This is a genomic window from Paeniglutamicibacter psychrophenolicus (assembly GCF_030812255.1).
GTDB lineage: Bacteria > Actinomycetota > Actinomycetes > Actinomycetales > Micrococcaceae > Paeniglutamicibacter > Paeniglutamicibacter psychrophenolicus_A.
The window spans coordinates 118,451-138,538 of record NZ_JAUSSH010000004.1; the positions used below are offsets into that span (position 1 = coordinate 118,451).

Annotated in this window: 12 protein-coding genes; 1 reads left to right on the plus strand and 11 read right to left on the minus strand. The window is 66.0% G+C overall.

Annotated elements, in window-relative coordinates:
- Positions 1-67: 67 nt before the first annotated feature.
- From J2T21_RS07960 to J2T21_RS07995, 8 genes are all read right to left on the minus strand, one after another.
- Positions 68-358, minus strand: coding sequence for an antibiotic biosynthesis monooxygenase family protein (locus J2T21_RS07960; RefSeq protein ID WP_071214690.1), 291 nt, complete (start codon positions 356-358; stop codon positions 68-70).
- Positions 359-459: 101 nt separating this feature from the next.
- Positions 460-2,085: an HD domain-containing phosphohydrolase gene (locus tag J2T21_RS07965; RefSeq protein ID WP_307580254.1), complete on the minus strand. Its 1,626-nt coding sequence runs from the start codon at positions 2,083-2,085 to the stop codon at positions 460-462.
- A gap of 48 nt (positions 2,086-2,133) precedes the next feature.
- The gene (locus tag J2T21_RS07970) at positions 2,134-2,868 is read right to left on the minus strand and encodes a hypothetical protein (RefSeq protein ID WP_307580256.1); all 735 of its coding nucleotides are present in this window, start codon (positions 2,866-2,868) and stop codon (positions 2,134-2,136) included.
- Between the two features lie 86 nt (positions 2,869-2,954).
- Entirely contained in the window at positions 2,955-3,623 is a 669-nt protein-coding gene (locus J2T21_RS07975; RefSeq protein ID WP_307580258.1) for a DNA alkylation repair protein, read from the minus strand.
- A gap of 108 nt (positions 3,624-3,731) precedes the next feature.
- Positions 3,732-5,156 carry a DUF1990 family protein gene (locus tag J2T21_RS07980; protein ID WP_307580259.1) on the minus strand — a complete coding sequence of 475 codons (1,425 nt, stop codon included), beginning with the start codon at positions 5,154-5,156 and terminating at the stop codon, positions 3,732-3,734.
- A 9-nt stretch (positions 5,157-5,165) separates the two neighbouring features.
- Positions 5,166-5,489, minus strand: coding sequence for a putative quinol monooxygenase (locus tag J2T21_RS07985; protein ID WP_307580261.1), 324 nt, complete (start codon positions 5,487-5,489; stop codon positions 5,166-5,168).
- Positions 5,490-5,512: 23 nt separating this feature from the next.
- On the minus strand, positions 5,513-5,908 hold the full coding sequence (locus J2T21_RS07990; protein WP_307580263.1) for an MmcQ/YjbR family DNA-binding protein: 396 nt from the start codon (positions 5,906-5,908) through the stop codon (positions 5,513-5,515).
- Between the two features lie 138 nt (positions 5,909-6,046).
- A complete protein-coding gene (locus J2T21_RS07995) occupies positions 6,047-15,313 on the minus strand; it encodes a DUF7927 domain-containing protein (RefSeq protein WP_307580265.1) in 9,267 nt (3,088 codons plus the stop codon).
- An 817-nt stretch (positions 15,314-16,130) separates the two neighbouring features.
- Here J2T21_RS07995 and J2T21_RS08000 point away from each other — a divergent pair.
- A complete protein-coding gene (locus tag J2T21_RS08000) occupies positions 16,131-16,601 on the plus strand; it encodes a hypothetical protein (protein ID WP_307580266.1) in 471 nt (156 codons plus the stop codon).
- 273 nt (positions 16,602-16,874) lie between these two features.
- Here J2T21_RS08000 and J2T21_RS08005 read toward each other — a convergent pair whose 3' ends face one another.
- From J2T21_RS08005 to J2T21_RS08015, 3 genes are all read right to left on the minus strand, one after another.
- A complete protein-coding gene (locus J2T21_RS08005) occupies positions 16,875-17,303 on the minus strand; it encodes a CoA-binding protein (protein WP_307580268.1) in 429 nt (142 codons plus the stop codon).
- A 127-nt stretch (positions 17,304-17,430) separates the two neighbouring features.
- Entirely contained in the window at positions 17,431-18,849 is a 1,419-nt protein-coding gene (locus J2T21_RS08010) for an LLM class flavin-dependent oxidoreductase (RefSeq protein WP_307580270.1), read from the minus strand.
- Positions 18,850-20,085: an acyl-CoA dehydrogenase family protein gene (locus J2T21_RS08015; RefSeq protein WP_307580271.1), complete on the minus strand. Its 1,236-nt coding sequence runs from the start codon at positions 20,083-20,085 to the stop codon at positions 18,850-18,852.
- Positions 20,086-20,088 lie beyond the last annotated feature (3 nt).

The window sequence follows — 20,088 nt, forward strand, 5'->3', positions numbered from 1 at the left end:
GGCATGATTCGGCCCCCCCAGCGAAACCGCTGCGGGGGCCGGCTTGCGTCCGGGTTCGACGACGGCACTAGCCGAGGTCGACGACCTCGAACTCGAGCAGCTCCGCACCGCTTGACACCGGCGCCTGGGCGGAGTGGTCGTGGCCGGCACGGTTGTCTCGCCAATTCTCGAAGTCCCCGCGGGTGGCCCACTGAGTGTAAACGAAGTAGCGGTCCTCCCCGGCGACCGGGCGCAGCAGCTTGAATCCCTCGAATCCCGGGGAGCCGTCCACTGCGTGCTTGCGGGCCGCGAAGCGCGCCTCGAGCTCGGGCCCGGCCTCGCCGGGAACCTTCAGGGCGTTGATGACAACGATGGACATTTTGCTCCTTCCGGGCCCGGCATCCGCGCCGGGCCGCTTGTCCTTCCAAGCTACCGCACGCCGCCGCGTCCGGCCGGGCCAGGTGGCGCCCGGCGTCCCGGTCACCTGGCCTCGCGGTCCCACAACCCGTTCTCCAGGGCGAAGAGCGTGGCGGAGACGCGGTTGGCCGCACCGGTCTTGAGGTAGATGTGCTCGATGTGGTTCCGGACGGTTTTCGGGGAGATGACCAGGGCCGCGGCAATCTTCTGGTGGTCCATCCCCCGGCACAGCAGCCGCAGCACCTCGATCTCGCGGGCCGTCAGGCCGCCGGGTCCTGCCCCGGGCAACCGTCCCCCGGCGCCCGCGGCCGCGACGAGCACCGCCTCGACCGAGCGGGCCTCAAGCCTGCCGGAGTCGGCCTCGACGCGCAGGCGCATGGCCGCCGCCCGTGCATCCAGCGCCGCCCGGTGCGGGCGCGGCTCCAGATACGTTTGGTAGGCATCGACGGCCGCAATCAGGCGTTGGCTCGGATCCAGCCCGGAGGCGGTGCGCCCCAGCGGGTAGCCCGAGCCGTCCAGCCGCTCGCGGTGCGCCCCCGCCACCTGCCCCACGCGCCGCATGCCCGGCACCCGGGCGAGGATCCGTTCGCTGAGCAGCGGGTACATGTCCAGGTGCTCGCGCTGGATCCCCGAGAGCTCCCCCGGGGAATCCCACAGGGCGTTGGACACCCCCATCCGGCCCAGGTCGTGCACCCAGCCGGCGTGGCGCAGCACCCGGGTTTCGACGGCACCCAGCCCGTAGCTGGCCGCCGCGCCGGCGGCCAGGGCCGCCACGGCCCGGGAGTGGCCGATGGTCCACGGGGATTTCAGGTCGGCAAAATCTCCCATGGCCTCCAGCACCGCCTCCAGTTCCGCCCCGGTGAGCGCGGCGTCGCGGGGCGCTGATTCCAGCACCCCGGGCCAGGGGTCGTCCTCCAGCAGCCCGCGGGCCAGTTCCGGGGCCCGGGCGCAGAACAGGTCGGCGAGCGCCGGGTCGAATTGGGTGCCGCGGCGCGCCCTGGCCATGGCCACGGCCCCGTCCAGGCCCGCGGTGCGCAGGTGGACCTCGACGGTGTCGGCCAGCTGCGCGATCCGCATTTCCAGCGGAATCTGCACCCCGGATTTCCCGGCCGGCAGTCCCCTGCCGTCCCAGCGCTCAAAGGTGTGCTCCAGGATCCCCGGAAGGTGCTCGTCCAGGCCCACGCGTGCGGCCAGCCGGCCGGCCGAGGTGCAGTGCGAGGAGATCAAATCCCGCACGGACTTCCGTGCGGTGGCGATGAACCGCGCCCGGGCCCGGGCCCGTTGCCCGCCCGGCTGATCCGCGGCCGTGTGGCGCACCATCATCGAGAGCATGGGCAGCCCGGTGGCATCGATGAGGTAGTAGTCGAAGCGGAACCCGATGTCGTCGCCGAAGAGCGCGGCCAGCTCGAAGGAATCGGCGTGGCAGCCGATCCAGGCCAGGAGGTTCGCGTAGTAGATCCGCTCGCGCACCTCCTGGTCGAGGTCCAGGGCCTTGGCGATGCGCAGTCCCAGCAGCGTCGCGCGCATCATGTGTTCCATGGGCTGGCCGAGCCCCAGGTCGATGGCCAGCGAGAGCGCGGCCAGCAGTTCGCTGCGGCGCGGTGCGGCCTCGGGAACCGGCGGCTGCGCAGCGGATTCCGCCCCGGGCCCCGCGGGCCCTGAAAACGCGTCCGATCCCTGCCTGGCCACGACTCCAGTTTACGTCCCGTGCCCCGCCCTGCACGCGGTTCAGGGCATTCAGCCGCCGCCCACGGCAGCGGCCGGAACCGCGGGTGCGGTGGAGGGGAATTCGAGGTCCAGGTCGGCCACGAACAGCCCGCGCTGCGGCAGCCAGAAATCCGCCAGGTGTTCCTGGGCGGCCAACGGCCGTGGCGCCCCTGCGTCCTGGCTGTCGATGACCGCCTCGGCGGCGGCCACCGTCCACACCCGCAGCGGGCGGGCCCGGAACCGCTGGCCGTTGGGCACCAGCCCGGCCATGCCCAGCCGCCCGGCACGCAGCGCCGGCCCCATTGCCCGGCCCATGGCGCCGAGCAACCGGTCGTTGCGCCACACGGCGGCCGGCATCATCCCGGCCATTGCGCCCAGCGCGCCCGCGGCGCGGGTGCTCTCCAGCCGGATCCGCCATTCCAGCACGCCTGGCACCGCAACCTCGAGCGTGAACGGGTCGGTGAAGCGGCCGCTGACGGGGCACTGGATCGCGTGGCTGAAGGCGGCACCGAAGTACCTGTTGCAGCTGAGTTCGGGCGGGGCGTCGGCATAGACGCTCCAGTGCCCGTCTCCCCGGCGCAGCCACACCGCATGGTAGGCCGGGCCGATGGAACTTGCGGTGAAGCGCCGGTAGGCCAGGTACCGGCCCGCGCCGAAGGGCATGCCCATCAGCGCGTACCCGGAAAAGCGTTCGGCGCTCCCCTGCGGCAGCCGCGGCCCGGCCTCCGCTTCATCGGCGCATTGACGCGGTGTTGGTGCTTTCATGGCGAACTCCTTGTGCTCGATACCCCGAGCGTAGGAGTGCCGCCGCAACCGGCGCATGGGGCACCTGCCCCATCTGTCGCCCGGCCTCAACCTTCCTTTCGGCGCACCATCTCGTTGATCCAGGCCGGGGCGAACGGCGAGGTGCAGTTCGGCGGCGTCGGGTAGTCCTTGAGCACCTCGAGGCGTTCGCCGATCGCCAGGGCGCGGGCGCGCAGTGCGGGATGCTCGATCCCGATCGTGGCCAGCGCCTGGTTCATGGCCCACTGCAGGCGATCGGGCGCCTCCCTCATCTGCTCCTCGATGACATCCAGCAACCCGGGCAGGTCCAGGCCCTCGGGCTTCTTGGCAATCCGTTCGCTGGTCAGCGCCCAGCCGGCGCTGGCGACCACCGGGTCCGCGTCCGCCATCCAGGCCACGCGCAGTTCCTCGGCGTGCCTGGATTTCTTCACCACGTAGTTCACCAGCCAGTCATGCACCTTCGGGGCCCGGGCCTCGCGCAGCATCGCATCCAACTGCCCGGACCCGAATTCCTTGGGCTTGCAGACCAGCAGCGCCAGCAGCCGGGCCGCGGTGTCGTCCGTGGCCCACAGCTCAAGGGCCAGGGCCTGCCTGGTCTTCAGCCGCTTGGCCACCGCCCGCAATTGGGCCAGGTTAACCCCGTGGTCGTCCCCGCGCTTCTCGTTGGCCTCGCGCACCTTCGGGTTTTCAAGCCCTGCCAGCTCCGCCATGACCTCTGCAACCGTCGTTTCCGACATCCAAACCTCCCGGTGTTTGTTCCCGGCCCCCAGTCTACGGACAGCCCGCCACGGGATGCATGGGCTTTCGCCGCACGGGCCATGAAAGCCACCGGCACTCGACCCTGCCTACAGCGTTTGCACTCCGGGTTGGTGGCCGCCGGCCAGCTGTCGGGCGGCGGCGACATACCGCCGGGTGGCCAGTCGCTGCGCGGCTTCCGCCACCGGGGAGGCCATCGTGTAGAACCGGTTGGAGTGCCTCGAAGCGGCCTTGATTTCCAGGTACACCGACCCGTCCTTCCCCAGCACCGCGGCAAAGGACTCCTCCCCCGTTTCGGGGTGCCCGGCCAGCGTCCCGTAGGCAAAGCCGGACCGGCCGGCCTCGTCGATCAGCCGCACCACGCGGCAAGGCGCCTTGATGCGTGCCGGGCCGACGCCGAAGCCCAGCTCGACGCGGCTGCCGAGCTCCACCCGCGGGGTGTCGGGCCGCGTGCGCAGGCCCGAACGCCCATGCAGGGACCAGGTGAGAAGGCCTTCGGCCAGCTTGTCGAAGGCTGCCTGGCCCGAGCCGACCCGTTCGCGCAGCCGCAGGTGTCGGTAGCCCCCGGGCATCGGGTCAAGCTCGGTCATCCCGGCTTCCGGGTAGCTCAGGTCGGACAGCAGCCCGAGGCGGAAGAGCCTGCGCCGGGCGGCCAGCTCGGCCGGTCCCCGCTTGGCCAGGGCCAGGCCGGCCACCCCGAGCACCGCCTTGCCGCCGAGGCGGGCCGGGAGCGGCACCGGGCCCAGCGCGGGCCGCTGCAGGCCCAAGAGCCTGCGGTGGTTTTCCGGCAGCGTGTCCACGACGGCGGCAAAGAGCAGCTTGTAGCCGGGCAGCACCGCCGGATCCAGCGGCGGGTTCTTCAGGAAGGAGACGACCTGCTCGACACGGGGGCCTCCGGCCAGTTCGCCGCGGGATTCGTAGCCGGCGATGGCCGCCTTCAGCTCGGCATCGCTGCGCGGCGGGTTGGCCACGCCCATGAGTTCGCCTGCCTTGGCCCATTCGCGCACGTAGGCGTCGGCTCCCTGCGGGACGGGGCCGGAGAAGATCTCGTGGCTGCGCAAAAACGCGTCGGCGAAGGCGATGTGCACCCATTCGGCGAGCCCGGGGTCGTTGGCCGCGTAGTCGCGCTGAACCCCGGTCCCGGAAACGTACGTGCCGGTGACGGGCTCGTGGCGGCGGGCCACCCACGCACAGGCGGTGTTCGCGGCCGCCGTGTCGCCGTAGGTCAGGGTGAAGATCCAGCGGATGGTCCCGGCCAGCCGGGCCAACGGATCGGACCGGTAGTCCGAATGCTCGGCCACCCCGGCCAGCGCGCCGGGATGCAGCGCCTGGGTCAGCAGTGCCCGGATGCCCGCGGCGATCGGGCTCATGCCCCCGTGCACCACCCAGACCGCGGAGTCGTGCGGGAAGTATCCCGCATCGTCCCCGCGGTCCAGCTCGCGTTCCCAGACCGGGTCGTAGTGTTCCTGGGCGGAGAACGTCTGCTGCAGCTTGTGCCGCAGTGGCTCGAACATTTCCGGCCGCTAGCCGATCTGCAGTTCGCCCATGTCGCCCCAGGAGTCGCCCTCGACCTTGCGGGAGACGATCTTCGGGGTGGCGGCGAGGGCCGGGCGCATGGATTCCAGGCCGGCCTTGAAGTGGTCGGAATTCACGTGGGCGCCGGCGGCCTCGTCGTCGAGGAAGGCCTCGACGAGCACGAACTCGGCCGGGTTCTCGACGCTGCGGGACCAGTCGAACCAGAGGTTCCCGGGCTCGGCGCGGGTGGCTTCGGTGAACGGGGTCACCAGGTCGATGAATTGCTCGGTGTATTCGGGCTTGGTCTGGAACTTTACGACGATGAAGTACATGCCCCCAGCCTACAGATTCCGGGTCAGCCCCGCTCGAGAAGGCCCTTCCAGCCCAGCGCCGCGCGATCGGCGGCCGGCAGCGAGGCGACCACCAGGTCGTAGGAGTCCTCGATCATCGCCAGCATGGTCTGCGCATCCAGGCCCGGCACCACGGTGTTCCAGTGCTTCTTGTTCATGTGGTACCCCGGGGTGATCTGGGGGTTTGCGGCGCGCAGCTGCTCGGCCAGGGCCGGGTCGCACTTCAGGTTCAGGGTCGTTGTCCCGCCGCGCTGCATCAGCAGCCCGAACATCTTGGCCCGTGCCCCGGCCCTGCCCGCGACCTTGAAGACGGCCGCGTCCTCGCCGAAGGGGAAGTCCTCGAAGGCACCCGGAAGGGAGAGCAACATCGCACGCCAGGATTCGTATTCCACGGTGCCCATCCTAGTCCCGCCGGGCATGGAAGTGGCCGGCCCTGCCACCTGGGGGTTGCGGCAAGACCGGCCGGTCTACAGGGGTTCGCGGTCGGCCGTCCCCGGACTGGGGAGAGGCCGACCGCGAACTTCGGGTTTTCCTTCTGGTTAGTTCCCCTCGCCCTTGCGGCGGCGGGAAGCGGCCGTGAACGCTGCCCCGAGGAGCAGGATCAGTGCCCCGGAGCCCAGGATCCACAGCGTGGAGTCATCCGCGCCGGTTCTCGCCAGCGGCGATGCCGGCTTGCGCGGCGGAACCACAACCACCGATCCCGGCTTGCGCGGCGGAACCACGACGACCGGCGGTGCCGGCAGCAGCTGCTGCTCCTCCGGGGTCGGGTGCACGGTCTTCGACGGCGGGACGTCCCCGTTGCCGGTGGCCACGTTCACCAGGACCTCGTCCCAGGCCTCGTCATCCACGGTGATGGAGTAGGTCAGGGTCTTCTCCTCACCCACCGCCAGGTCCCCCACGGTCCAGACCAGCTTGCTGCCCTCGATGGCCGATTCGCCGCCGCTGAGCTGCAGGCTTCCCTCGTCGAAGGTTGCCGCGTGCTGCCAGCCGGCCATCTCGTCGGTGACGACCGCCCCGGTGTACACGAACTGCCCGGTGTTGCGCACCGTGAGGGTGTAGCCGACGGTGTCGCCGGGCCAGACGATGGTGCCGCTGGCCGGGTTCGAGGTCTTCACCAGCGAGTAGCTGCGCGGGTTCTTCACCGGGGTCTCGCAAGCGCGGGACTGTGTGGTTTTGCCGTTGGCACTCAGGGTGGCCTCGTTCAGGAAGCCGCCGTCGGTGTTGGAGTCCTCGGGCTGGCAGGTGCCGGCCTCGGATCCGATGACCCCGTCCGCCAGGACCGCGACGACGTGCACCACGTAGGTGTGGGAGTCGCGTGCCTCGAGGTTGCGGTCGGTGGCGAGCACCGTGCCCGGCTCGGAGCCGGGGTTCTCCCAGCTGCCGGCCGTATCGGTGCCTTCCAGCGTCCAGTTGGCACTGCTGGCGGTGATCCCTTCGCCGAAGCGCAGCGTGTCGGTGAGGTTGTAGCGGGTTGCCACGTCCGAGGTGTTGTTCACCACGACCGTGTACTGCGCATCCCAGCTGCCATCCGCGTTCTCCTCGGCCGTGACGGCCGTCTTGACGACGTTGCTGCTCGGTGCCGGGATTTCCAGGCATGCACTGTCCGTGTCGGACTCGTTTCCTGCGGTGAGAACACCGGTGTTCAACAGGCCGTGGCCTCCCTCGCCGCATACCCTCTCCGCATCGTTGATCGCGGAGGTCAGGGTCACGTTGACGATGACCGTGAAGGTGTGGACGGCTCCCGATTCCAGGACCTGGTCCGCCACCACGACGTCGTCGGTGGAGTTGCCGCCGTGCCAGGCCTCGTTGACAACCACATCGGTGGAGCCGACGTGGCGGTCGTTGACGGTGACGCCGTCGGCGAAGGCCGGGGTGTCGGTGAGCGTGTAGTTTGCGCTCGCCCCGTCGGTGCCCGGGTTGGAGACGATGAGCTTGTAGCTCGCGTCCCAGGTGCCGTCCCAGTCCCCGTCGGCGTTCTCGTGCTGGACCAGTTCCAGGGCCTGCTTGTCGAGGCTCGGGGCAACCGGTGCCGCACAGGCCTCGGCTTCGGTGTCCTGCCCGTTGGCGGTGATGGTCGTCGTGTTCAGGAACCCGGTGCCCTCTTCGCCCTCGACCAGCTCGCAGTTGCCGGCCTCGGTGCCCGTGACCCCGGCCGCGACGTTGGCGGTGACCGTGACCTGGTAGGCCTCTGTGGAGCCGGCATCGATCAGCTTGTCGGTGGCCATGACCTCGGTGTAATCCGGTGTCGCCAGGTCCCAGTCGCCTCCGTCCCCGGCCGTCGGGCCGGTCCACGAGGCGTCGGTGACGGTGATGCCGCCGCCGAAGGACAGGGTGTCATCCAGCGAGTAGCGTCCCTGGACCTCGTCGTTGTTGGTGACCTCCAGCGAGTAGGTGATGTTCCAGGTGCCATCGGCGTTCTGCCGGGTGCCGGTGACGGTCTTTTCAACCGTCGGGGCCCCTACCTCAACGCAGACCTCGACCGAGGTGCCGGCGTCGGGGGTTGCCACCGAGGTGGCGGTGTTGGTGTGGGTGGTGCAGGTGCCGTCCAGTGCATCCGGGTTCGGGTTCGTGAAGATCACCTGGTAGGTGAACTCCGTGGGAACGCCGTCGGAGTTCCAGTCCGCGGTGCCCAGGGACACCGGGGCCTGGACGGTTCCGGCCTTGTCGTCAAGGACCGTCAGGTCCTTGTTGGTGGAGCCGGCCTCGGCGTAGGTGACCCCGGCCGTGCCCGTGGCGGACACCTCGTCGCCCGTGGCGTTTGCCCAGGTGGCGGTGGCGGTGTTTTCCCCGGAGTAGTCCATGTTCTCCGGGGTGCCGGTGCAGGTGTAGCCAAGGACCACGGTGCCCGGTTTTCCGTCGGTTCCGGCGGGAACCAGGACCTGCAGGCCGTCAACGGTATCGTTGGCGTCCTCGGCGTTGATCAGGCAGGTGGTGCCCTGGATGTCGAGGCTGTCCGTGACGGTGGCCGTGATGGCACCGTCGGCGAACTGGTTCGGGTTTTGAAGGGTGATGGTGCCGGACACCGCGTGGTTCGAGTCCTCGAAGCCGGACGGGGTCGCGGCCACCGTGTAGTCGAAGGTCGCCGTGCCGTCCAGTCCGATCGTGGCCCGGGTGCGGTCAACGAGCTTGTCCAACTCCCACAGGTACTCGCGGTCGAAGGATGCCTCGGCGGTCTTGGTGACCGACAGGCCCTCCTTGGCGCAGACCGTGACGTCCGTCGAGGCGGTGTTGTCGCTGGCGGAGTTCGTCAGCGTGACCTCGCCGGGGCCGTGCTCGGTGCTTTCCTCGAGCACCGCGGTGTTGGTGTAGGTGGTGCACTGTCCGGCGACTCCTGCGAGTTCCACCGGGTAGGTGAACGTCCGCTGCTCCTCGTCGTCTCCGACGCTGACGGTGCCCAGGTCGTGGATGGCGCCCGGTACCGTCTTGTCGTCGATCACGGTGACCGTCTCGTCGATGCTGCCTCCCTGCGTGAACAGCACCTCGGCTTCGAAGGAAGCGGTGCGGTCCTTGCCGTCCGTGCCGGTCCAGGTGACCGTGGCGGTGTTGGTGTGCCCCTCGTAGTCGGACTCGGCCAGCTCGCCCTCGATCACGCAATCGTAGGTGATGGTGGTCTTGCCGCTGGTGAGAACGCCGTTGGCTTCGGTGGCCGCGGGGACCACCACGTCCGTGCCGCCGCCGGCGACGGTGCAGGTGGCGCCGGGAACCGAGGCGGCATCGGCGATGTCGACGGTCAGTGCCCCCTGCTGGTTCGGGTTGAACACGTCGATCGAGCCGGACATCGTCCAGTCCTGGTCGGCATGCCCGTCCATGTTGGCGGTGACCGTGTAGTTCGCGGTCGCCGTGCCGTTTCCGTCGACCGTGAACTTGCCCTGATCGACCTGCTTGTCGAGGCTCCAGTCGTAGTCGCGGGTGAATCCGGCCTTGACGGTCTTGACGACCGTCATGCCCTTCTCCACGCAGACCTCGACGGACACCGAATCGGTGTTGTCCTCGTCGCTGCCGGCCTTTTCCTTGAGCACCGCAGTGTTGGTGAACGTGGTGCACTTGCCCGCCGTGCCCGCCAGTTCTTGCGCGTACGTGAAGACGTTCTCGCCGTCCAGGGTCGCGGTGCCCAGTTTCACGGGCTCCGCATCCGGGTTGGTCAAGTCGTCGTAGACGTTGACCGATGCGTCGGTGGCCTGATCGAGCGTGAAGTCCACGTCGACGATGCCGCTGGAAGCGGTGCGTCCATCGCCCCAGGCGGCGGTCGCGGTGTTCTTGATGAAGCCGGTGTACTTGGCTTCGTCCACGCCGGCGGCAACGTCGCAGGCGTAGTCGAGCGTCGCCGTCGCGCCGGCAGCGATCTGCACGTCCTGGCCGTCAACGACGGAGCAGGTGATGTCCCCGAGGTTCAGGGCATCGGTGACGTCTGCGGTGATCGAGCCGAAGTCGTTCGGGTTGTGCACGGTGATGGTTCCACCGAGCGTCCAGCCCGAATCGCTGTGGGCGGTCTGCGTTGCGGCCACGGTGTAGTTGGCCACGACGTTGCCGTCGCCGTCGACGTTGAAGTCGGTCTCATCGACCTGCTTCTCGATCTTCCAGTCGTAGTCGCGGTCATAGGTAGCCGTGGCGTCCTTGGAGACATCCAGGTTCTGTTCGACACAGACCGTGACGGTCTGCTCGTCGGTTGCCAAGAGGTTCGATTCCCCGGCTGCCACCATCGCCCGCGGCTCCCCGGCCATGCTGGTCAAGGTCGCGGTGTTGGCGTAGTCGGTGCAGGTGCCCACAACGCCTGGGAACGACAGGTCGTAGGCGTCAAAAGTCGTGGGTCCGTCATTCCAGTGTGCGGTGCCCAGCAGGACCGGTTCCCCAACCGTTCCGGCCTTGTTGTCAAAGACCTGCACGTCCTCGTCCGTCACGGTGGCCTCGTAGGCGAAATTGACCGTGGTCTTGGCCGAAGCGGGTTCCCCGGCTGCGTCGGTCCATGTCACGAGCGCGGTATTGGTGCCGTTGTAGCTGGCGGGTGTGCCGGCGCAGTGGTACGCCAGCTCCACGGTGCCGTCGGTGGTGCCGTCGGTGCCCGCGGGCACCAGGACCTGGAATCCGTCCTTGTCCGGATCATGATCCGTGGGCTCGGTGATGTCGCAGGTCAATCCGGCGATGTCCACGGTGTCCTTGACTGTTGCGGTGATCGCACCGTCAGCGAATTGGTTGGGGTTCGCCAGGGTGATCTTGCCGTCCAGGGTGAACCCGGTGTCGATCTTTTCCTTGGGTTCGGCCGTGACCGTGTAGGTGAACGTGGCCATTTCGTCCGGGGCGATCGTCTGCTTCGACGGGTTTGCGGACTTCTCCACGTCCCAGGTGTACAGGCGGTTGAAGGATGCGGTGGCGTCCTTGGCCACCTGCAGTCCGGCCTTGGCACAGACTTCCACGTCCTGGCTGGCCTTGTTGTTTGCGTCCTTGCCGTCGGCCGCGGTTTCCTCGTTCAGCACCGCGGTGTTGGTGTAGGTGGTGCACATCCCTGCCGTGCCTTGGAGTTCAACCGGGTACGGGGCGAACGTCTTCGGGGCCTCGGAGACGCTCGCGGTGCCCAGTTCATGCTCGGCCCCGGAAACGGTCTTGTCATCGACGACGGTGACGGTCTCGTCGATGCTGCCGTCCTGCGTGAAGATGATCGGTGCGCTGTTGGTCACGGTGCGGTCCATCCCGTCGACACCCTTCCAGGTGACGGTGGTGTGGTTCTTCTTGCCCGTGTAGTCGCCTGCCAAGACCTCGTCGGCAAAGGTGCAGTTGTAGAGCACCGTGGCGCTTCCGTTGGTGACCACGCCCTCCGCCTCGGTCGCGGCAGGAACATTCACGTCGATGCCGCTGGCCACCGCACATACGGCGCCTGGGATCTCCGGGGTGTCGGTGACATCGACGGTGAGGGCTTCCTGCTGGTTCGGGTTGAACACGGTGATCGCACCGGACATCGTCCAGTCCTGGTCCTTGTGCCCGTCCAGGAGCGCCTTGACCGTGTAGTTCGCGGTGACCTTGCCGTTCCCGTCGACCGTGAACTTGCCCTGGTCGACCTGCTTGTCGATGCCCCAGTCGTAGTCGCGGGTGAAGCCCGCATCGACGGTCTTGACCACGGTCAGGCCGTCCTCGACGCAGACCTCGATGTCGGCGGATGATTCGTTGCCTGCGGGGTTGTCGTCGTCGCCCTCGAGAACGGCCGTGTTGGTGAAGGTGGTGCACTTGCCGGCAACGCCCTGCCAATCAACGTCGTATGCAAAGGTCTTCGGTGACTGGGCGCGGATCACCGTGCCCAGCACGCCGTCATTCTCGGCGTAGTGGTCGTCGGTCACCGTGATCTCGGTGTCCGTTTCCGTGGCCAGTGCGAAGTCCACGTCGACCTGGCCGCCCGATGCGCTGCGGTTCTCTCCCCAGGTGGCCGTCGCGGTGTTGGTGATCGTGCCGGTGTAATCGGCTTCGTCCACGCCGGCTGAAACATCGCAGGTGTAGTCGAGCGTTGCCGTCTTGCCGGCAGCGACCACCACGTCCTGGCCTTCAGCGACGGAGCAGGTGATGCCCGCAACATTCAAGGCATCGGTGACATCGGCGGTGATCGAACCGAACTCGTTCGGGTTGGCCACCGTGATGGTGCCTGTGAGCTTCCACTTCGAATCCGTGTAGCCGTCCTGGGTGGCGGTCACCTTGTAGCCCGCGGTGACCTTGCCGTTTCCATCGACCTTGAAGGAGGTCTCGTCGGCCTGCTTCTCGACCTTCCAGTTGTAGTCGCGGTCGTAGGTGGCTTTGGCGGTCTTCTCGACCACCAGGTCCCGTTCGACACAGACCGTGACGGCCTTGCTGTCGGAGTCCAGGGTTGCCTGGTTCCAGCCCTTCTCGGTCACGATCGCGGTGTTCGTGTAGTCGGTGCAGGTCCCCGGGGTTCCCTCGAACTTCAGGTCGTAGGTGAATGCCGTGGGCACCTTGTCCTTGTTCCAGGTGGCCTCGCCCAGCAGCTCGGGGTAGTCGGTCTCGTAGACCTTGTCGTCGAAGACCAGGACGTTCTTGTCGTACTCGGTGTCGAGGAGGTACTCGACCTTGTCCGTTGCCTGGGTCGACTGCGGGGTGCCAGTGGCATCCTTCCACGACACGTCGACCGTGTTGCTGCCCGTGTGGCTGGCGGGCTTGCCCGTGCACGTGTAGTCCAAGACGACGATGCCGTCGTTTTCCCCGGCGTTGGCGGGCACCAGGACCTGCAGTCCGTCGGTGGTCGGGTCGTGGTCGGTGGCCTGGATTTCACAGGTCACTCCATTGATGTCCACCGTGTCCGTAACCGTTGCGGTGATCGCTCCGTCGGCGAACTGGTTCGGGTTGGTCAGGGTGATCCTGCCGTCCAGGGTTTCGTCAAAATCGTCAAAGCCGTTCGGGACTGCCTTGACCGTGTATTTGAAGGTTGCCTTTCCATCCGGGGCGATCGTCTGCCGGGTCTTGTCGACGTCCTTGGTCACGTTCCACTGGTAGATGCGGTCGAAGGATGCCTTGGCGGTCTTGGAGACCTGCAGTCCTGCCTGGTCACACACGGTGACGGTGGCTTCGTCGGAGGGGCTCTCCGAGCCGTCGCCTTCAAGCTCGAGCCAGGCCTTGTTGGTGAAGGTGCCGCAGGTGCCGGGATCCACTACGTGCTCCAGCTCGTACGGGAACGCCTTGGATCGAGTGGCCTTGTCCTTGACCTCGCCCCAGGAGACGGTGCCCACCTCTGCGCCTTCGGCACCGGCGATCGCCTGGTCGTCGAATACCTTGACGGTTTCGTCGGTGATCGTTCCCGGCTTGAATTCGATGGCCTTTGTCTCGCTGGTGGCTTCGCCGCCGGCCCAGGCAATCTTTGCGGTATTGGTTCCGCCGACGTAGTCGGATTCGGCTACCTTGCCGGGATCACAGGCGTAGTTCACGGTCGTGGTTCCGGGAATCCAGTTCCCGCCGACCAGGGTAGCCTGCGGTACGTTGACCTGAATGCCGGCAGCGTTCAGGTTCATGTCTTGGGTGGCATCCACGGTGCAGACCAGGCCTGTCAGCGACGTGCTATCCGAAACCGTGGTCTCGACGTCTCCGCCGAACTGGTTCGCGTTGGCCACCGTGATGGTGCCGCCCATGGACTTGGTGTCTCTGTAGCCCTCACCGGTGACGTTGATGTCGTAGCCAACCGTCGCCTTTCCTTCGGGGCCCGCATTGACGGTCCCGTCGGTCTTGGCCGTTTTTTCGATGTCCCACGTGTAGGTGCGGTCGTAGCTTGCATCCACGGTCTTCGACACGCTCAAGCCGGCCGGGAGGCAGGCCTGGATGGTCGCGTCGTCGGATGCGAGGACCTCAGTGGCGGAAACCTTGGCGGTGTTCGTGAACGGTACGCATTGTCCGGCGTCTGCCGCCGGGACCGTCCAGGTCACCTCGTAGTCCTTGGATTGTGGCTTCGTGCCGTCGGCCCCGTCGATGATCCATGCGGGGCTGAAGGTGAACTCGTCATCGGTCACGGTCACGTTTTGGTTCAATGGGCTCTGCGTCCACGAACCAGCGGTGACCTCGGCGGCGCCCTCGTCGAACTCGCCGGGGGTTGAGGCCTCGGCCTTGTTCCAGTCAACCCTGGCGGTGTTGGTTCCCGTGTACCTGGGCTGCGAATCGAATTTACAGGCGTAGTCGAACTCGATGGAGCTGTCCTCAGGGATGACCGTCTGGAATCCGGGCTTGGTCGGGTCCAGATCGGTCCCGGTGCCCGGGTTGGTCTGGCCGGTCACGGCACAGACGGCGTCGCCGCCCACGTCCACCGAGTCGGTCAGGGTTGCGTTGACGTCCTGCCACTTGTTCGGGTTCGTCACCGTCATGGTGCCGGTCATGGCCCAGTTGCTGTCCACGTACGGTTGCGGCGTCACCGTCACCCGGTAGTCGATGGTGACCTCGCCATTCGCATTGGTGTTGTACTTCGTGTTGTCCGCGACCGGCTGGCCGTTCAGCAGCGGGGTCTTGTCGATCTTCCAGGACCAGGCCCGGTTGAAGCTTCCCTGGACGTTCTTGGTGACTTCCAGGTTGGCACCGATGCACACCTGGACCGACGCCGAATCGCTTCCGGTTCCGCCGTCGGCTTCCTTGTAGATTGCGGTGTTGTCGTAGGTCGTGCATTCGCGGGGGACCCCTGGCCACTTGATGGAGTAGTCAAACGTCTTTGATGATTGCTCCGCGGTGACCTCGTTGCCGCCCGGAAGCGTCCTCAGGTCAAATTTGTTGTCCGTGACGGTGATCTTGTCATCGGTGACGGTGGGTTCCACACCTGTGAAGGTGAAGTCCTTGGTGGCGCTGGCTTCGCCGTCGGTGCCGAAGTAGGACGCCGCGTCCCAGGTGGCCTTGACGGTGTTGGTTCCTGCGGTTGCTTCCGTGGTTCCGGCCGGCATCTCACAGGTGTAGTTGAAGTTCGTAGTGCCGTTCGGAATCGAGATCGGGCCGGTAACGGGTGTGCCGCCGGTAGTTTCGATGGCGCACTGGGCACCGGGGAGGCTGTCACTCAGCGTCACGCCGTTGATGGCGGCGGAGTTGGGGTTCTCGACGGTGATGACACCGTCAACAACAAAGTTGGTGTCCTTCGGGGCGCTGGCCTTGACCAACACGCTGTAATCGATGTCGACGCTGGCCGTCGGCGACTTCACGCTGGCGGCCTGGCCGCCTGCCAGGTCCTTTTCGATGGTCCAGTCGTAGTCACGGTCGAACTTGGGCGTGACCGTCTTGGAGACCGCAAGATCCTTGTACGTGGTCTTGGAGTTGGTAAAGGTACAAATAACGTCTGCCCTGTTTGGCAACGTAAATGAAACGATCCGTTTGCTCTTGTCGACCGTCGGTGTGACACCCGTACAGGTCAGGTCAGCGAGGTTCCAGCCAGCAGGAAGGACACCTTCCGAAATCGTGACCTCGCCCGGTGCAACGTTGTATTCAATCTGGTTCGGAAGATTCTCACCGGTGTCGGAATCTGAACTGTCATCCAGTTCGAAGTTGGCTGAAGATTCTGCTTCCTCCGAGGACAAATTGAAATTGAAATCCGTCCCATCAGCGGGGATGGCCTTCTTGACAACTGTCACAAAACCGACCTGCATGCCGGCCGTTTTTATCGACAGGGCCGAGGTGCCCTGACCGACGCAGTTCAGTGAAACCTTGGATACGTGGTACGAGGAACCTGAAATCGATGAGGCTCCGGTGGACGGCCCATGGTCAAGTTCGGAAGCGATATGAACACTGAAATAAAGGATTCCGCTCGTCTCGGTGGCATCGAATTTCACGTACACGGTATCTTCACGGGCAGAGCCGGAGCCTTCCACAACCCTGGTCCTGATGTTGTTTCCGCCATCCATGGAGAAGCGGCTAGCGTAGTCAAAACCCCATCTTTCGCCGTCCCTGACTTGATACCTAAAGACGAATTCGTTCTCACCAAGGCTCAAGCCACTCATCGCGACCCTGTACTGGACGAATCCACCTTCATACAGCCCTTGGGCAAGGTTTCCAACCATCCAATCGGTCACTTCCGACCTTTGCTCCATCTTGCCAAGATTTCCCGTGCCCCCATTGGGACCACAGGTACCAACAGCCGACGGAGTGACAGGCTCTTCCGCCAGCAGTGCGGCCTTGGGATCAGCGGTTTTCGCCGAGGGGTCGCTTGCCGTCGCTTCGGCCTTCTTGGGGGTTTCGGCGGCGGGCGCCTCCGCTTTCTTCGTCTCGACGGGCTTCTTTGCCGCGGGAGCTCCGGACTTGGGGGCCGGGGAACCCTGTGGCTCGGCAACCTTCTCGGCAGCGGGCGGTTCGGTGCCCTCTGCAGGTGCTTCCGCTGCCTTCTCCTCCGTGGCAGGTGCCAGGGGTGCATTCTTCGACCCGTCGGAATCGACCGTCGTTTCGCCGTTCTTCACCGCGTCGAGCAGTTGCTGTTCCGCGGCGGTGTCCTGGTTATCGACAGGTGATGCCACAGCGGGATTGAATCCACCGCCGCCAAACATCATCGTTGCGACGAGCGCCGTCGTCGCACTGGCGCCAACGGTTGAACGGACGACGCCGTTCCTCCAAATCGCCGCCAAAAAAGAGCCGCTGCGCATCGCGCGGTGACCCTTTGGAATCCGTGCAGAATTATCCCCAATTTTGCCGAACACTTTAATTACCCCAATTACCCCAAGGGGCGCGACAACCACGCAATAAGCACCGTTTACGGAACGGCCCCAGCCGATCCGTTAGATAAGTTCAAACCCCAAGTTCGAACTTCCCCCAGTATTTATTGGGTCCCCAGCACCCAATTTTGTGTTGCTTGTGCTGCCGATATTCTAATCACACAATGTGTTCCACGTCTACTACAACCAATGGAATATCTATTTCCGGTCGAATTCAGAGGTATCGATACTCGATCTTGGGGCAGGTATTCATCACGACGTCAAGCCCGGCCGCCTTGGCACGCGTGGCTGCCGCTTCGTCGACGACACCGAGTTGCAGCCAAAGCGCATCCGCTCCGACGGCGATCGCCTGGTCAACGATGTCGCCGACTTTTTGCGAGTTCACAAAGCAATCAACAACGTCGATGTGCCCGGGGATGTCCGCCAACCGCTTGTACCCGGTGTTGCCCAAGACCTCCTCGCCACTGAGGGACACCGGGATGACTTCCATCCCCAGTTTCTTCTGCAGAAAGCGCGAGACCCCTGGTGCCACGCGGCGCGGGTTGTTGGTCAGCCCGACCACTGCCCATCGCGCGGGGGTTTGCAGGAGCCGGTGAATCACCGCCGGGTCGTTGACGTGGCGTTGGCCAACTTCGTTGCTCATGTTCCCTACGTTACCGCCATATTCTGGGTCTTGGCCCATAGCCGATGCGCCGCCAAGGCGCCACAGGGGAGCCAAAAGGTCAAGTGCCCTTCCGGCTCCCCGCACCCTTGGGAGCGCCCGAAGCGATCTAGAGCGAGCGCTCCAGTGCCTGCTCGGTGTTCGCTGCCGAGTACTCGCTAAAGGCGCCGCGGAATTTCGCCGCCGGGTGGGATTCCTCGAGGCGGGCACCGCGCCCGAAGACCTTCTCGCGCAGGGTTCCCGGCGCGTACTCGGTCTGGGCCAGGCCACGCTTGTGCAGCTCGGGGAGGATGCCGTCGATGAAGTCGGTGTAGGAACCGGGCAGGATCTGGTTCATGATGTTGAGCCCATCCATGCCGGCGTCCTGCCAGCGTTCGATCTCGTCCACGATCTGCTCCGGGGTGCCGGAGATCTGCTGGGCCTTGGCACGGTAGCGGGCCAGGTCGCCAATGGTTGGCTTGCCTCCCGGCACCGACGCGATGGCCGCCTCGAGAACGCCGCGGGCCCCCTCGGTCTGGACATCCCCCAACGGGGTGTCCAGATCCAGGCCACCCAGGTCGATCCCGATGCCGCCGCCGATGTGGGCAACAATGGCGTCGAGGTCCAGGTACTCGTCGTACTCGGCTTCCTTGCGCTTGGCTTCCGCCTCGGTGCTGCCGACCACGAAGGACAGTCCCGCAAAGACCTTCACGTCTCCCTTGGCCCGGCCCGCAGCGGCCTCGAGCTCGCGGATCTTGCCCACCTGTTTGGCCACGTACTCCGGGTGCGGGGCAAAGAGGAAGGTCGCTTCCGCGTGCTGGGCAGCGAACTGCTTGCCGCGCGCGGAGGAGCCCGCCTGGAACAGGAACGGGGTGCGCTGCGGGCTTGGCAGGGCGGTGTGAGGGCCCTCGATGGAGTAGCGCTTGCCCTGGTGGTGGATCTTGTTGACCTTGGCCGGGTCGGCAAAGAGCCCCGATTCCTTGTCGGCAAGAAGTGCGTCTTCTTCCCAGGAACCCTCCCACAACTTGTAGGTGGCCTCGACGTATTCGTCGGCCCAGTCGTACCGGTCGTCGTGGGCGGCCAGGCCCGCGGCACCGAAGTTGCGGTGCGAGTTCTCCAGCACGCTGGTCACGATGTTCCACGCGACGCGTCCGTTGGAGATGTGGTCAAGGGTGGAGAGCTGGCGCGCGAACTGGAACGGCGAGGCCTGCACCACCGAGCTGGTCATCGCCAGGCCGATGTCGCTGGTGGTCGCGGCGAGCGCCGAGAGCAGCACCAGCGGGTCGTGCGAGGGAACCTGCATGCCCTTGCGGACCATCGAGGCCCACCCGCCCTCGTGGTTGCCGTACAGCCCCACGACGTCGGCGAAGAACATGTTGTCGAACTTCGCTTCCTCGAGCTGCTTGGCCAGGTCGACCCACAGCTTCAGCTCGTTGAAGCGGTGCTGCTGGGCCTCGGGGTGGCGCCACTGGCCGCCGAGGATGTGGCTCGGGGTGTTCATCAGGAAGGCGCTCAGCAGCAGCCGTGGACGCGCGTCAAAGGTACCCATTTACTTGCTCTCCGATTTCGAATCCTTGGCGTCCCCGATGGAGTGCAGCCCGGTGGGAATGGTGCCGTTGATGTAGTAGTCGCCCACCGAGCGGGCCTTGAAGGCCACGGGATTGTGGGTCGCGACGGTGCGGGCGTTGCGCCAGTGCCGGTCCAGGGACTTGCCGCGCGACACCGAGGAAGCACCGGTGACGTCAAAAAGTTCGCTGGTTGCATCCAGCACCAGTTTCGGGACGCTCACGTGTGCCTGCTGCACGGCAAGCTCCGCGCGGATAAAGGCAGCCGTCGGATCCAGACCCAGCGAGGTGTCGACCGCGGCATCAAGGTCGCGGGCCGCGGCAAAGACGATCGAGTCGGCCGCGTAGACGGCCGCGGCGATGCGGCCGACCTTTTCCTGGATCAGCGGGTCGTTGCGGAACAGGTCCCCGGAACCGGTGTTGAACGTACGGGTGCGGTTGCGCACCAGATCGGCAGCGTCGGTGAGCGCGGCGCGGCCGATGCCTGCCAGCACGCTGAGCAGTGCGAGCTGGAAGAACGCGGGCTCGAGCGTGGATGAAACCTTGCGCGCGATGATGTCCTCGAATTCGACCACGACGTCATCAAAGATCGCGGTGCCGGTTCCCGTCAGGGGTTGGCCGAAGCCATCCCAGTCGTCAATGATCCGGACCTTGGCGTCGTCGGCGCGCACGATGGCGTACTGGCGGCCCTCGACGCCCTCGGTGCTGGCCATGACCACGACCCAGTCGGCAAAGATCGACCCGGTCGTGTAGTACTTTTCCCCGTTGAGCAGCCACTGGCCGTTTTCCTCGCGGAGCTTGGTGTTGGTCGTGCCCAGGGCGTTGCCGCCCTTCTCGGTGGCCGCATTGCCGAAGATCTCGCCGGCAAGCACCCGCGGGAACCAACGGAGCCGGAATTCCTCGGGCTGCAGGGCAATGGTTTCAACGAAGGAGAAGTGCGAGCGCAACAGGTGCCCGACGTTGGAGTCGGCCGCGGAAAGTTCCACGATCAGCCGGAAGAGGTGCTCGTGGCTGACGGGTTCCCCACCGTAGGCTGCCGGGACCCGAAGCGTGGTGAAGCCCGCGTCCTTGAGCCACTTCACTGGTTCAAAGGGCAACACGTGGTCGTTTTCGCGCTCCACGGTGCCTTTGGCGATGCGCTCAAACACCGGGGCAAAGCGCGCGCTCAGCTCCGCGTAGCGGGCTTCGGCTGTTCGTTCCTTCACGTACGTTGCACTCATTTG

Excerpts from the sequence above, each read along its gene's own strand:
- J2T21_RS07980 (WP_307580259.1), bottom strand. The coding sequence starts at position 5,156 with ATGTTCGAGCCACTGCGGCACAAGCTGCAGCAGACGTTCTCCGCCCAG.
- J2T21_RS07970 (WP_307580256.1), bottom strand. The coding sequence starts at position 2,868 with ATGAAAGCACCAACACCGCGTCAATGCGCCGATGAAGCGGAGGCCGGG.
- J2T21_RS07985 (WP_307580261.1), bottom strand. The coding sequence starts at position 5,489 with ATGTACTTCATCGTCGTAAAGTTCCAGACCAAGCCCGAATACACCGAG.
- J2T21_RS08015 (WP_307580271.1), bottom strand. The coding sequence starts at position 20,085 with ATGAGTGCAACGTACGTGAAGGAACGAACAGCCGAAGCCCGCTACGCG.
- J2T21_RS07960 (WP_071214690.1), bottom strand. The coding sequence starts at position 358 with ATGTCCATCGTTGTCATCAACGCCCTGAAGGTTCCCGGCGAGGCCGGG.
- J2T21_RS07975 (WP_307580258.1), bottom strand. The coding sequence starts at position 3,623 with ATGTCGGAAACGACGGTTGCAGAGGTCATGGCGGAGCTGGCAGGGCTT.
- J2T21_RS07990 (WP_307580263.1), bottom strand. The coding sequence starts at position 5,908 with ATGGGCACCGTGGAATACGAATCCTGGCGTGCGATGTTGCTCTCCCTT.
- J2T21_RS08010 (WP_307580270.1), bottom strand. The coding sequence starts at position 18,849 with ATGGGTACCTTTGACGCGCGTCCACGGCTGCTGCTGAGCGCCTTCCTG.
- J2T21_RS08005 (WP_307580268.1), bottom strand. The coding sequence starts at position 17,303 with ATGAGCAACGAAGTTGGCCAACGCCACGTCAACGACCCGGCGGTGATT.